The sequence below is a fragment of the Streptococcus sp. D7B5 genome (assembly GCF_029691405.1).
Taxonomy (GTDB): Bacteria; Bacillota; Bacilli; order Lactobacillales; family Streptococcaceae; genus Streptococcus.
This window is the reverse complement of sequence record NZ_CP121467.1, coordinates 1,329,776-1,344,473: the sequence shown is the minus strand read 5'-3', so window position 1 is coordinate 1,344,473 and position 14,698 is coordinate 1,329,776. Positions and strand designations below refer to the sequence as shown.

The window sequence follows — 14,698 nt, the reverse complement described above, 5'->3', positions numbered from 1 at the left end:
TCTTTATTTTTCGATAATTTTGTGTCCAATCAACTGGCGGTAACAAATCTGTTTATTGTTTTTGGCATCGTTAATAATCTGGAGAATGGTTTCAAAGGAAACGCGCCCGAGTTCTAAGCTATTGATATCCACATAGGCTGCCAAGTTCAGTTTAGGGTTGACCGAGTCAAAGCTGAGGACAGGGATATCCAGTTGGTGTTTTGCGATGTAATCACAGACCCCTGCAGCAAGAAGGCTATCAATAGTAATAATAGCATCAATATTTGGATCATGCTCGAAGAGAAGTTTACTAAAGCGATAACCATTATCTTCAAGAAATTCGGTCGCAAAGTAGGTCAGATTTGGATCAATAGGAAGTTGGTATCGTTTAAGAGCTAACTCATAACCCATTAGACGATCTTGTGTTACGAAAAGTTTTTTGGTTCCTCCGATAAAAGCAATTCGCTTGCATCCTTTTTTGATGAAATATTCTGTTGCATCAAAACCTGCCTGGACATTGTCATTATCGACGAGCGGAATGAAGGGAGATAGAGATTTACCTAAGATAAGGAAAGGAAATTGCTCATCTGCTACTAGCTTAACCAAAGGATCCTCTTCTTGGGCATAGAGGAAAATCAAACCATCTACACGCTTACCATAGACCATCTGGGAAATAGCTTTGAGCCGCTCTTTTGCATCTTTCCCCGTTGCAATCTGGATAGCATAGTGGTTCTCAGATGCCACTTGGGCGATCCCTCGTAGAACAGATGGGAAGAAAGGATTTTGGTAAAAGGCATCCGAGTCGTCAGGAAGCACCAGGCCGATAACTTGAGTATAGCTACTTACCAAGCTACGAGCATTGAGATTGGGGTGGTAGTTGAGCTCCTTCATCGCCTTGCGAACTCGTTTTTTGGTTTCATCACTAATCGTTGATTTGTTTTGAATAACGCGGGTAACAGTTGAAGGTGAGACACCTGCTGCCTTGGCCACGTCTTTAATCGTAACGGGCATAAAAATCTCCTATTTATGATAATCTGGATCACGGAAGTGTGTCTTGTAAAAAATGGTGACCAGATAAAGAACAAAAAGAATGTTTTGTACAGTGATAAGGGTTGCCATATTTTGGCCAAAAAGCCCCAAAATAAGCGTAATCAGAGTGGGTAATCCTAAACAGTTCAAGATAAAATGGTAGCACTCTTTAAAAGTCCTAAATGAAAAGAGGCGTGATTTTTTTGTGATATAAAGAAGAAGACTAGCTCCAAGAGAGACAATGAAGAAATTCAATCCAAAGAGGAAGCTAGCACCAAGAACGAGAAAGAGACTGATATAGACCCGGTTTTGTTGATACCAGTCTTTAGAAATGGCCTGGGTAAGATCTTCCTTACTCTGGAAACTCTCCGTTTGAATGGCGTGGTAGCGAATGCGGGTCAGTTCCTTGCTTTCTTTGCTGATGATGAGTTCTTCAGTATCAAAATGAAGTTGTAAGTCCTTTGGCAATTCCTTGTTTTGGCTTGGACCAATCAAAAGAGAAGGCTGCTGATTTTTAGTTCCAGAATAGCTCAGTTTCCCATCTACTATCTGCGCATTCTCTGACAAGTCCATGATCGCTTCATCTGTCAGGGGTGTGTAGACATTATCGATAAAGGTATCCAGTGGATAAGTCTCCTGGGAACTGTTTTGAATGGCAATCGGAACCATAGACAAGCTGATGAGGAAAATGCTAGTAAAGAGAAGCTGAAACCAGTTGAGTCCGAAACGTTTTGACAGGGGCTTACGAAATCCCCAGATACTAGTAAAATACGAGAATGGATATGGAAGCATAGGCATCTTTCTAAAAGTGTTTTCTATATGAGTATTATTATATAGAGAAATGTGCTTTATTTCAAGTCTAGGAGACAAATTGCTTGCTTCAAGAATAGTTTTATAGTCACAAGCTCTAATACTCAATGAAAATCAAAGAGCAAACTAGGAAGCTAGCCGCAGGTTGCTCAAAGCACAGCTTTGAGGTTGGAGATAAAGCTGACGTGGTTTGAAGAGATTTTCGAAGAGTATAAAATGAAAAAGGGTGGCGGGGGTATATTACCCCTTGTCGCCACCACTTGTAAGTCCTGAAACAAAGTTCTTTTGTAAGAAGAAGAAGAGAATACAGATTGGAAGGGCGATGAGGATAGCACCTGCTGAGAAGTAGGCAATCTTCAAGTTTTTCACATTGCTGACAAAGGTCTGTAGACCAACGGCAACTGTAAAGTATTCTTTCTCACGAAGCAAGAAACTAGAGAGGATATAGTCTCCGAAAGGTCCCATGAAGGCCCAGAGCGCTTGTACTGCAACCATTGGGCGAACGAGTGGGAGAACAATTTGCCAGAAGCGGCGGAAGTGTCCTGCACCATCTAGTTTTGCTGATTCATCAAGAGACATCGGTACGGTGTCAAAGTAACCTTTCATCAACCAAGCGTTCATTGGGATACCACCACCGACATATAGGAAGATGAGGAACCAGCTATGGTTAAGGGCATTCAACATAAGGGCCATAACGAAGAAGGCTGTCAAAGCGGCCATTGTTGGTACCATTTGGATGATCAAGAAGAAGACCAAACTTTGTTTACGAGCCAAGAAGTTGTAACGGCTGTAGGCATAACCAGCAAGTACGATGATACTTGTTTGAACAGCCATTGTAATCAAGGCGATAATCAAAGTGTTGAGGTACCAAGTGCCGTACAAGGTTTCAGTGAAGAGCCCTTGGAAGTTGGCAAAGCTAAAGTCGACGTTAGCATCTAGTTTAAAAGCTACGACGTTACCAGTCTTGAAGGCTGACATAATAGTAATCAAAAGTGGATAGATAATCACGATTGAAAGACCAATCAAGTAGAGGTAAGTGAGGGTTTGAGTCAGTCTACGTTTGAGTTTGATTGAGTTATTCATCTTAGACGTCCTCCATATCAAATGCGTGTAGTTTCTTGAATGCAATCATAGAGATAGAGATGACAATGATAGAGATGATCAAGGTAACAGCTGCCGCCATAGAGTATTGAGGAGATGTACCTGTTGTCAAACGATAAATCCATGAGATCAAGATATCAGTTGAACCGGCTCCACCACCAACGCTACCAGGACCTCCGCCGTTGAAGAGGTACATGATAGAGAAGTTGTTAAAGTTGAAGGTGTATTGGCTGATCAATGTTGGAGCTGCAACAGCCAAAATCATAGGGAAAGTGATGTTGCGGAATTTTTGCCAAGCATTGGCACCATCGATGTAAGCCGCTTCGTAGAGGTCGTTAGGAATCGACTGCAAGATACCCAAAGTCAAAACGTAGATGTATGGGAATCCTAGCCAACCTTGCATCATAATCAAGGCAATCTTCGTCCAAGTTGGGTCTGTTTTCCAAGGGATAAGAGCACCGTCAAGGAAAGGAAGAACCTTAGCCAAGATAGGCAATACTTGAGTGTTGATCGCTCCGACACTATCGTTAAACATGTTTGAGAATGTCAAGATAGTGATGAAGGCTGGAACAGCCCAAGGAAGAAGGAAAATAACACCAAAGATACGTTTTCCTTTGATAAATGGTTGGTTAGCAATGATAGCTGTGAAGATACCAATCACAATCTGCAAAGTAGAAGCAGACAAGGCCCAGATGATGGTCCAAGAAAGAACCGCACCGAAGGCTGAACGGAAGGTACTTAAGCTCCAGATGTTTGTAAAGTTCGTCAAGCCAACCCAGTCCAACAATTTGTTTGGTGGCAAGTGTTGGAAGTCATAGTTGGTAAAGGCAATCATCAAGGTTACGATAACTGGGAAGATAATCGCAAATGTCATTGCTACATACGATGGGATAATCAAAAGGTATGGGAATCCATTCTCATAAATACCTTTGATCATATCTTTAAAAGTCCGTGGGACAGGAATTCCATTGTTAATACGTTTTGCGATTGTATGTGCATCTTTAATATTTGAGAAATAAAAGAGCACATAAACGACTACAAAGATTAAATGGAAGGCACCACGAATCAGCATAAAGAGGGAATTATCACGACCTGGCTTGTCACCAAGAGTGATCAAATTGTGCAATTCAGGGGCTGCAAGTGCTAGGAAATAAAGAACAAATACGATAGTGACACCAAGGAAGATAAAACCTTTGGCCTTTTGTTTATTGTAAATCTGTCCTAACCCAGGAATCACTGAAAGCAAGGCTGCTTTGCTAGGTTGTTGGTTTTCCATGAATACTCCTTTCATAGGATACGAGATTGAAGTTTGTCTCCAATTACTAGATAGGCAACTGCAATCATTCGTAAATTTATAAAATCAAAGGGGGATCTGTATTCTCCCCCCTTGTAACGAATTCAATTATTCACCAAATTTTTGTTTGATTGTTTCTTTGATCAATGTTACAGCATCGTTAGCAGCTGTCTTAGCATCTTTTTTACCACTTACAGCGTCAAAGAGCATTGTTTTAGCTGGATCCCAAACTGCTGACATTTGAGAAATGTTTGGCATTGGTTGAGCGTTCTTGAACTGTTTGATAACAGCTGTTGTCAACTCATCGTTTTTACCTTCAGCGTATGAACGAGCTTCAGTGTTAGCTGGGATTTCGTTAGTTGCATCGTAGAATGCTTTTTGTTGTTCAGTTGAAACAAGGAAGTCTACAAATTTTTGTGCAGCTTCAAGGTTCTTAGTGCTTGATGGGATGATCCAAGCTTTACCACCACCGAATGGTGTGTATTCTTTACCATTTGGAAGAGTTGGAATAGTAGCAACACCGTAGTTTACTTTAGCATCTTTGAATGCTTGAGCTTTCCAAGGACCGTCGATGATAGCAGCTGTTTTACCTTCTTGGAATTGAGTTTGGATCAAGTTTGCAGCACCTTCAGTATCTTGCATACCTTTAGGCCATTTTTCGTACCAAGATTTAGCGTAGTTGATACCTGTGATAGAACCGTCGTTTGCAAGACCGATGTCTTTAGCGTCTTTACCGTTTTGTCCGAATACGTAACCACCGTTACCAGCAAGGAGTCCGTATGCGTAGTAGAAGTTTGTCCAGTCGGCTAGGAATGCAGTAGTTTTGCCATCTTCACCAGCGAAAGCGTATTTGCTGTCTTTAGCAAGTTCTTCTAATTCAGCAAAAGTTTTTGGAGCTTCTTTTAGCAAGTCTTTGTTGTAGTACATAACAAGTGACTCAATAACGGCAGGAGCACCGTAAACTTTACCGTCAGCAGCTGTTACAAGAGATTTAGTCTTATCATCTGTTTTAGCGCCGTCGCTCAAAGTAACTTCTGAAAGTTGTCCGTCAGTACCAAGGCTACCTACGCGGTCGTATGGTGCCATCATAACGTCAGCAGCTTGACCTGATTGGTTGTCAAGAGAAAGTTTGTCAAGTCCACCAAGTTGGTCACCTGATTTGATGTTAACTTTTGTACCTGATTCTTTTTCATAAGCTGCAGCAACTTTTTCAGCGTAGGCTTTGTATTGGTCTTCAACGTAGAAAGTGATTTCTTTTGCTTCAGATGAGCTAGTATCAGCTGCTTTATCAGCAGTTTTGCTTCCGCAAGCTACCAAAAGTAAGCTAGCAAGAGTAGCAGTTCCGAGCACAGCAGCGCTCTTCATGAATTTAGATGACATAGTGTATTCCTCCTAAAGAATAACAAAAATAATTTAATGAGAAAACGCAAACGTTTTCTTTTACGAACTTAGTATAGCACAAATAGAAAACGGTTGCAAGCGTTTTTAGGAAAATTTTTAAAAAAATTTTAAGGTTTCAAACATTTGTTAAAGCCCATATATAGGAAAGAACTTAAAATATTTGTTTTTTTTGAATTGAAAATATATTAGGAAAACGATTGCGTAAATTCGGCTCGGTTTTTCAGAAAATAGAGCAGATATTGGGAATGAATTATCTTAAATCAGAAAATCTTTAAAATTTTTTCGCTTATTTCATAAAATATCAGTGGCAACAAGTTTTGTTTGATTAAAATAATTCAAAAAAATTTTTTAAAAACGCTTGCATTTGTTTTTGAAATGCGTTATACTTAAATTAACGCAAACGTTTGCGCCTTAATTGCGCAACGTTTTATAACAAACACATGAGGTGCTATTATGAAAAAACGTCAAAGTGGTGTGTTGATGCACATCTCTTCTCTGCCAGGAGCATACGGGATTGGATCATTTGGCCAGACTGCTTATGATTTCGTTGATTTCTTGGTTCGTACGAAGCAACGTTACTGGCAAATCCTCCCTCTTGGGACAACAAGCTATGGAGATTCTCCATACCAATCATTCTCAGCCTTTGCTGGAAATACGCATTTTATCGACCTTGATATCTTGGTAGAGCAAGGCTTGTTGGAAGCTAGCGATCTCGAAGGTGTTGACTTTGGTAGCGATGCATCTGAAGTTGACTATGCGAAGATTTATTATGCACGTCGTCCGCTTTTAGAAAAAGCAGTCAAACGCTTCTTGGAAGTGGGTGATGTCAAAGATTTTGAGAAGTTTGCTAAAGACAACCAATCATGGCTCGAACTCTTCGCTGAGTATATGGCGATCAAAGAGCATTTTGACAATCTTGCTTGGACAGAATGGCCAGATGCAGATGCTCGTGCTCGTAAAGCTTCAGCACTTGAAAGCTACCGTGAGAAATTGGCAGACAAGTTGGTTTACCACCGTGTGACTCAATACTTCTTCTTCCAACAATGGTTGAAATTGAAAGCCTATGCTAACGATAACCACATCGAAATTGTTGGGGACATGCCTATCTACGTAGCGGAAGATTCAAGCGACATGTGGGCAAATCCACATCTCTTTAAGACAGATGCCAATGGTAAAGCAACTTGTATCGCAGGATGCCCACCAGATGAGTTTTCTGCCACTGGTCAGCTTTGGGGGAACCCAATCTATGACTGGGAAGCAATGGACAAAGACGGTTACAAATGGTGGATTGAACGTTTGCGCGAAAGCTTCAAGATCTACGATATCGTTCGTATTGACCACTTCCGCGGGTTCGAATCTTACTGGGAAATTCCTGCTGGTTCCGATACAGCAGCACCTGGTAAATGGGTGAAAGGTCCAGGCTACAAACTCTTCGCAGCCGTTAAGGAAGAGCTTGGTGAGCTAAACATCATCGCAGAAGACCTTGGTTTCATGACAGATGAAGTCATCGAGTTGCGTGAAAGCACTGGCTTCCCAGGGATGAAGATTCTTCAGTTTGCCTTCAACCCAGAAGACGAAAGTATCGATAGCCCACACTTGGCGCCTACCAACTCTGTTATGTACACAGGAACACACGATAATAATACGGTCCTTGGTTGGTATCGTAACGAGATCGATGATGCGACACGTGAGTACATGGCTCGCTACACGAACCGTAAAGAATACGAAACAGTGCCACACGCTATGCTTCGTACAGTCTTTTCATCAGTTAGCTTCATGGCTATTGCAACCATGCAAGACTTGCTAGAACTAGATGAGTCAGCTCGTATGAACTTCCCATCTACCCTTGGTGGAAACTGGTCTTGGCGTATGACTGAAGATCAATTGACACCAGCTGTTGAAGAAACTTTGCTTGACTTGACTACAATTTATCGCCGAATCAATGAAAATTTGGTAGAATTAAAGAAATAAGACATTATCAGGAGACACATAAACATGTTACCATTAAACGAATTTGTACAAAAACGTTACAATAAAACCATTGCAGAATGTAGCAATGAAGAGCTTTACCTTGCTCTTCTTAACTACAGCAAGCTTGCTAGCAGTCAAAAACCAGTCAACACTGGTAAGAAAAAAGTTTACTACATCTCAGCTGAGTTCTTGATTGGTAAACTCTTGTCAAACAACTTGATTAACCTCGGTCTTTATGACGATGTGAAAAAGGAACTTGCAGCTGCAGGTAAAGAGTTGATCGAAATTGAAGAAGTAGAATTGGAACCATCACTTGGTAACGGTGGTTTGGGACGTTTGGCAGCCTGCTTTATCGACTCAATCGCTACACTTGGTTTGAATGGTGACGGCGTTGGTTTGAACTACCACTTCGGTCTTTTCCAACAAGTTCTTAAAAACAACCAACAAGAAACAATTCCTAACGCTTGGTTGACAGAGCAAAACTGGTTGGTTCGCTCAAGCCGTAGCTACCAAGTGCCATTTGCACACTTCACATTGACATCGACTCTTTACGATATTGATGTACCTGGCTACAAGACAGCTACTAAAAACCGCTTGCGTTTGTTTGACTTGGATTCAGTTGATTCTTCTATCATCGAAGATGGTATCAACTTTGACAAGACAGATATCGCTCGCAACTTGACTCTCTTCCTTTACCCAGACGATAGCGACAAGCAAGGTGAATTGCTCCGTATCTTCCAACAATACTTCATGGTTTCAAACGGTGCGCAATTGATCATCGACGAAGCAATCGAAAAAGGAAGCAACTTGCATGACCTTGCAGACTACGCTGTTGTACAAATCAACGATACTCACCCATCAATGGTGATTCCTGAATTGATCCGTCTCTTGACTGCGCGAGGTATCGAGCTTGATGAAGCAATCTCAATCGTACGTAGCATGACTGCCTACACTAACCACACAATCCTTGCTGAAGCCCTTGAAAAATGGCCTCTTGAATTCTTGGAAGAAGTGGTTCCTCACTTGGTACCAATCATCAAAGAATTGGACCGTCGTGTGAAGGCAGAATACAAAGACCCAGCTGTTCAAATCATCGATGAGAGCGGACGTGTTCACATGGCTCACATGGATATCCACTACGGATACAGTGTAAACGGGGTTGCAGCTCTTCACACTGAAATCTTGAAGAACTCAGAGTTGAAAGCTTTCTACGACATCTACCCAGAAAAATTCAACAACAAAACAAACGGTATCACATTCCGTCGTTGGCTCATGCATGCTAACCCAAGCTTGTCTCACTACTTGGATGAGATTCTTGGACATGGTTGGCACCATGAAGCAGATGAGCTTGAAAAACTCTTGTCATACGAAGACAAGGCTGCTGTTAAAGAAAAATTGGAAAGCATCAAGGCTCACAACAAACGTAAATTGGCTCGTCACTTGAAAGAACACCAAGGTGTGGAAATCAATACAAACTCTATCTTTGACATCCAAATCAAACGTCTTCACGAGTACAAACGCCAACAAATGAACGCTTTGTATGTGATCCACAAATACCTTGATATCAAGGCTGGTAACATCCCTGCTCGTCCTATCACAGTATTCTTCGGTGGTAAAGCTGCTCCTGCCTACACAATCGCTCAAGACATCATTCACTTGATCCTTTGCTTGTCAGAAGTGATTGCTAACGACCCAGCTGTAGCTCCACACTTGCAAGTCGTAATGGTTGAAAACTACAACGTTACTGCAGCAAGCTTCTTGATCCCAGCATGTGACATCTCAGAACAAATCTCACTTGCTTCTAAAGAAGCTTCAGGTACTGGTAACATGAAATTCATGTTGAACGGAGCTTTGACTCTTGGTACTATGGACGGAGCTAACGTGGAAATCGCTGAATTGGTTGGCGACGAAAACATCTACATCTTCGGTGAAGATTCAGAAACTGTTATCGACCTTTACGCAAAAGCAGCTTACAAGTCAAGCGAATACTATGCTCGTGAAGCTATCAAACCATTGGTTGACTTCATCGTGAGCGATGCTGTTCTTGCAGTAGGTAAGAAAGAACGCTTGGAACGTCTTTACAACGAATTGATCAACAAAGACTGGTTCATGACTCTCCTTGACTTGGAAGACTACATCAAAGTCAAAGAGCAAATGCTTGCTGACTACGAAGACCGTGACGCATGGTTGGATAAAGTCATCGTTAACATTGCCAAAGCAGGATTCTTCTCATCTGACCGTACAATCGCTCAGTACAACGAAGATATCTGGCACTTGAACTAAGATTCATTACATCAGATTGTAAAACAAAACGCATCTATTTAAGGTGCGTTTTTTCATATTTAAACTAATTTACAGTGCTTTTCCGACCAGAATCTCTGCTTCGATGGTAATCTCGGTCAGTTGGCTCCAGTCAATCTTGGTCTGGTCAACATGAAAGAGAAGGGGCGTCATGCTGAGCAGGGCTTGGCGTTGATCTGCTGTGATGGGCTTGGTCAGGGAGGCTGTTTGGTGAGATTGGATGTTGAAGTGTTCCTGGAAATGTTCCTTGATATCTTGGTTGGAATAATCCTTCTTAGTCAGCTGGTCTTGCACCATTTGGCGGATTTCCTTGAGGTGATTTTCGGTTGGGATGACCTTGATCAAGATGCCGTCTTTTGATAATACTCTTTGAAATTCTCCGTAGTTGGCAGGCGAGAAGATATCAAGCAGGATATCCATGCTAGCATCTTTTATAGGAAGTCGAGCCAGGTCACCGACAAACCAATTGACTGCCCAGTTGGGTTCACTCTTAGCAGCGATTTGGACGGAATCTTTGGAAATATCAAAGGAATAGAAGATTTTATCAGAGTGACTTTCTTGGAGTTTACGAGAGTAGAAACCTTCGCCACAACCGATATCCAAGACTGTTTTTGCGGATGGATTAGTTGTTAGTAAGTCCGAGATACCTTCTAAAATAGCCTGATAAAAACCAGCTTCAAGAATTTGCTGGCGGTTTTGGAAGTTTTCCTTGTCGTAGTTGGCAGATTGCTTGATTTGCGGAGCCAAGTTGACATAGCCGAATTTTGCCAGATCAAAAGAATGGCGGTTGCTACACTTGAGGCTAGACTCTACCAAGGCCAGATTTTCTTGGCAGATAGGGCAGGAAAAGGCAGTCGCAGAAGCAAAACGCTGAAGTTTGGGTTTGAGGTTTGTATTCATAGTTTAAGTGTATCAAAAGAGGCAAATGAAAGCAACTTTAGAAATAAGTAGATGGGAGATTCAGTAGAAATAAAACTAATTCTCCAATTTATAGAATAAAATTGCTTTTATATCTAAATTTCTATATAATAATGATAAGGAGGAAATAAGTATGTTAAAAGAAGTATTAACCGTTGCAAAAGTTGCGAAAAAATCATCACTCTTTTTGGGTGGTGTCGCATTTGGTACCCTTGGTTTGAAAATCTTGGCAAGTAAGGAAGCTAAAAAAGGTTATTCTAAAGCTTTGGCTAAGGCTTACAAGTTGAAAGACGGGCTAGATGCATCTGTTTCTGTTGTGAAACAACATGGAGACGATGTCTTGCAAGATGCCAAATATTTGTACGAGCAAGAGAAAAAAGAAGAGCAATTAGATAGCCTTATAGGAGAATAATATGTCTTTTAAAGTGCTACATAGAGGATACCAACATATCCGACTATCATCTTCTTTTTCACTCACCTTGGATATTCAAGACTATCTTCGTTCCTTGGCGAGAGATGAAAAGGGGATTGAGTCTATCCAGTTTTACATGGATCAACAGCACTTTACTCTACGCATAAAAGAAGGCTTTTCTGTATTAGATAATGCAGAAGCCTTTTTAAAAAGAATTGATAAAGGGAAAGTTTCTGAGTTGATGACTCTTCCCATTCGTAGAGAAGAGAGTGCTTATTCTATTGTTTCAGGTGCAGCGATTAAGCGTGTACTTTTTCGTAGTTTTGTGCCGTATCCTATTCGCTATATATGGACTTGTTATCAGGCTTTGGGTTATATTAGAGAAGCCTATCAAACACTAGCGCGTAAGGAACTAACGATGGAAGTCTTGGACTGTTCGGCGATTTTATTGTCCTTGTTTATGAACCAATCCAAGACAGCTAGCAATATCATGTTTATGCTTGATTTGGGGAATCATTTAGATCAGTGGTCTTTGAAAAAAACTGCAACAGATTTAGAACAAAGCCTTCTTGCAAAAGAGAGCGACGTATTCTTAGTACAGGGCGATACGGTTGTTAGTATCAAGAGTTCCGATGTTCAAATAGGAGATGTCTTGGTCCTATCTCAAGGAAATGAAATTCTGTTTGATGGACAAGTAGTTTCAGGTTTAGGTATGGTCAACGAAAGTTCCTTGACGGGAGAGAGTTTTCCAGTTGAAAAAAGAGAGTCTGATTTGGTTTGTGCAAATACAGTATTAGAAACTGGAGAGTTACGCATTCGTGTAACCGATAATCAGATGAACAGCCGGATTTTACAACTGATTGAGTTAATGAAGAAATCTGAAGAAAACAAGAAAACGAAACAACGCTATTTCATCAAGATGGCGGATAAGGTCGTCAAATATAATTTCTTGGGGGCTGGGCTAACTTACCTATTAACAGGTTCTTTTTCTAAGGCTATTTCTTTCCTATTAGTCGATTTCTCCTGCGCTTTGAAAATCTCTACTCCTGTAGCTTATTTGACAGCTATCAAGGAGGGGTTGAACCGTGAAATGGTGATTAAGGATGGGGATGTTCTGGAGAAATATCTGGAAGTTGATACTTTCTTGTTTGATAAGACGGGAACAATCACAACTAGTTATCCTATAGTTGAAAAGGTGTTACCTTTTGGGGACTATAGTGAGGAAGATATTCTCAGAATCAGTGCCTGTCTTGAGGAACACATTTATCATCCTATTGCTAATGCCATCGTCAAGCAAGCTGAGATAGAGGGAATTGAACATGAGGAAATGCATGGGAAACTCCAATATATTGCAAGCAAGGGGATCAAATCTCATATAGATGGCCAACCAGTTCTTATTGGGAATTATGTCTTGATGCAGGATGAGCAGATTCATATCAGTTCAGAACAAAATGCTTTAATTGAAGAGTACAAGAGTCACTACAATCTCTTATTCTTGGCTTATCAGAATGAATTGATTGGAATGTTCTGCATTCATACTCCTTTGAGAAAAGAAGCAAAAGCAGCCTTGGAGAAACTTAAGGCACAAGGGAAAAAATTGATTCTGGCAACAGGGGACACCTTGGTTAGGACAGAGGAATTAGTCAAAGATTTGCCCTTTGATCAGGTCTATACAGACTTGAAACCTGATGGGAAATTTGAGTTAGTAGAGGAACTGCAGAAAGCAGGTCACACGATTTTGATGGTTGGAGATGGATTGAATGACTCAGCGGCTCTAACCCTATCAGATATCGGTGTGGTGATGAATGAGAGTGCAGATATTTCTAAGCAGATGAGCGATATCTTATTGTTAGATAATCGTTTGGATTTCTTCCAAGAGTTGGATTGGCTATCATCATCTTTGCAAACACTCATCAAGAAGAATATTCAAGATACCGTTGTCGTAAATAGTAGTTTGATTGGCTTTGGCTTGTTTAATTGGCTCAGTCCTTCAAACCTCTCTATCCTACATAATCTAACAACCTTACGCATAGTCCTGCGTAGCCTGTCTATTAAGGGATAGGTGGGGACTATTCACAGCAAAAAGGAGTTACCTTTCTCGAGGGTAACTCCTTTGTTTATAGGTAAATGTTTAACAATTTAGTAAGTCAACACAAAGTATTTCTTCTTCCCGCGGCGGATAACAGTGAGTTCGTTTTCTAACTTATCTGCGTCACTCAAGACATAGTCAAGGTCTTGGATACGGTCGCCGTTGACGTAGATAGCTCCGTTTTGGACGTCTTCACGGGCTTGGCGTTTTGAATTCACCACACCAGATGACACGAGGAGTTCCACGATATTGTGGTTTTCGTCTGCTTTTACTTGGTAGTTTGGCACTCCACGAAGTCCTTGTTTGAGTTCTTTGACAGAAAGGTTTTTGATGTTTCCAGCAAAGAGTTGCTCGGTGATGTTAAGGGCTTCTTTGTAAGCTTCTTCTCCGTGAACAAGAGTCACGACTTCACGAGCGAGGACCTTTTGTGCCAAGCGTTCGTGTGGAGCCGCTTCAAACTCTTTGCGGATGTCTTCAATCTCATCGAGTGACAAGAAGGTAAAGATTTTCAAGAAGCGAACAGCGTCAGCATCCATCACGTTCATCCAGAATTGGTACATTTCGTATGGAGAAGTCTTTTCAGGGTTAAGCCAAACTGCGTTTCCTTCTGACTTACCAAATTTCTTACCAGTTGCGTCTGTGATGAGTGGAACAGTGATCACGTGACCAGTCTTGTCAGCCTTACGACGAAGCAATTCGGTACCAGCTGTCATATTTCCCCACTGGTCAGAACCACCGATTTGCAGAGTAACATTGTAGTCTTGGTTAAGGACATAGAAGTCGTACCCTTGCATGATTTGGTAGGCAAACTCAGTGTAAGAAATCCCTGTCTCGATCCGTTTCTTCACAGATTCCTTACTCATCATGTAGTTGACAGTGAAGTATTTTCCGACGTCACGGAGGAAGTCAATGAAGCTGATACTGCCAAACCAGTCGTAGTTGTTGACCATGACAGCCTTATTTTCACCATTTTCAAAGTCAAGAAAACGAGAAAGTTGCCCTTGGATAGACTTGACCCAGCCCTCTACTGTGTCTTTTGTTTGGAGACTACGCTCAGCATCTTTGAAGGACGGATCTCCGATGAGACCTGTAGCACCGCCAACGAGCGCATATGGTTTATGACCTGCTAACTGCAAGCGACGACTGGTCAAGATTGCGACAAGGTGGCCGAGGTGAAGGCTGTCAGCAGTTGGATCGTAGCCAGTATAATAAGAAACTTGACCTTCTTCTAGGGCTTTACGCAAAGCTTCTTCATCAGTCGTTTGAAAAATCAAACCACGCTCTTTTAGCTCATCAAAAATGTGCATGTGTCTTTTCTCCTTTATAAAATATTGTTTCTACCTATTGTATCACAAACTCGGACAATAGCCTAGTGGAATAGGGAAGAAAGTGG

At 41.3% G+C, this 14,698-nt stretch carries 11 protein-coding genes; 4 read left to right on the top strand and 7 right to left on the bottom strand.

The window, feature by feature from the left end; all coding sequences use genetic code 11:
• Positions 1-3: 3 nt before the first annotated feature.
• From P8P68_RS06535 to P8P68_RS06515, 5 genes are all read right to left on the bottom strand, one after another.
• Positions 4-990: a LacI family DNA-binding transcriptional regulator gene (locus P8P68_RS06535; RefSeq protein ID WP_278275785.1), complete on the bottom strand. Its 987-nt coding sequence runs from the start codon at positions 988-990 to the stop codon at positions 4-6.
• Positions 991-999: 9 nt separating this feature from the next.
• Entirely contained in the window at positions 1,000-1,800 is an 801-nt protein-coding gene (locus P8P68_RS06530; protein ID WP_278275784.1) for a DUF1189 domain-containing protein, read from the bottom strand.
• A 258-nt stretch (positions 1,801-2,058) separates the two neighbouring features.
• The gene (locus P8P68_RS06525; protein ID WP_001065654.1) at positions 2,059-2,901 is read right to left on the bottom strand and encodes a sugar ABC transporter permease; all 843 of its coding nucleotides are present in this window, start codon (positions 2,899-2,901) and stop codon (positions 2,059-2,061) included.
• 1 nt (position 2,902) lies between these two features.
• On the bottom strand, positions 2,903-4,195 hold the full coding sequence (locus P8P68_RS06520) for a sugar ABC transporter permease (protein ID WP_000431414.1): 1,293 nt from the start codon (positions 4,193-4,195) through the stop codon (positions 2,903-2,905).
• Between the two features lie 126 nt (positions 4,196-4,321).
• Complete coding sequence (locus P8P68_RS06515) at positions 4,322-5,593, bottom strand: extracellular solute-binding protein (RefSeq protein WP_049478972.1); 1,272 nt, start codon at positions 5,591-5,593, stop codon at positions 4,322-4,324.
• A 474-nt stretch (positions 5,594-6,067) separates the two neighbouring features.
• Between P8P68_RS06515 and malQ the strand changes: the two genes are divergently transcribed.
• On the top strand, positions 6,068-7,585 hold the full coding sequence (malQ, locus tag P8P68_RS06510) for a 4-alpha-glucanotransferase (RefSeq protein ID WP_049519144.1): 1,518 nt from the start codon (positions 6,068-6,070) through the stop codon (positions 7,583-7,585).
• A gap of 24 nt (positions 7,586-7,609) precedes the next feature.
• Positions 7,610-9,868, top strand: a complete 2,259-nt coding sequence (gene glgP / locus P8P68_RS06505) for a glycogen/starch/alpha-glucan family phosphorylase (protein WP_278275783.1) — start codon at positions 7,610-7,612, stop codon at positions 9,866-9,868.
• 69 nt (positions 9,869-9,937) lie between these two features.
• On the opposite strand, the gene P8P68_RS06500 is transcribed toward glgP, so the two are convergent.
• Positions 9,938-10,786, bottom strand: a complete 849-nt coding sequence (locus P8P68_RS06500) for a putative RNA methyltransferase (protein ID WP_042901964.1) — start codon at positions 10,784-10,786, stop codon at positions 9,938-9,940.
• Between the two features lie 151 nt (positions 10,787-10,937).
• On the opposite strand from P8P68_RS06500, the gene P8P68_RS06495 reads away from it, so the two are divergent.
• Complete coding sequence (locus tag P8P68_RS06495) at positions 10,938-11,216, top strand: DUF6110 family protein (protein WP_000910910.1); 279 nt, start codon at positions 10,938-10,940, stop codon at positions 11,214-11,216.
• A gap of 1 nt (position 11,217) precedes the next feature.
• Positions 11,218-13,278 (top strand): heavy metal translocating P-type ATPase, encoded by a 2,061-nt coding sequence (locus P8P68_RS06490; RefSeq protein ID WP_000008775.1) that lies wholly within the window; start codon positions 11,218-11,220, stop codon positions 13,276-13,278.
• A 77-nt stretch (positions 13,279-13,355) separates the two neighbouring features.
• On the opposite strand, the gene tyrS is transcribed toward P8P68_RS06490, so the two are convergent.
• A complete protein-coding gene (tyrS, locus tag P8P68_RS06485; RefSeq protein ID WP_044020095.1) occupies positions 13,356-14,612 on the bottom strand; it encodes a tyrosine--tRNA ligase in 1,257 nt (418 codons plus the stop codon).
• Between the last annotated feature and the right edge of the window lie 86 nt (positions 14,613-14,698).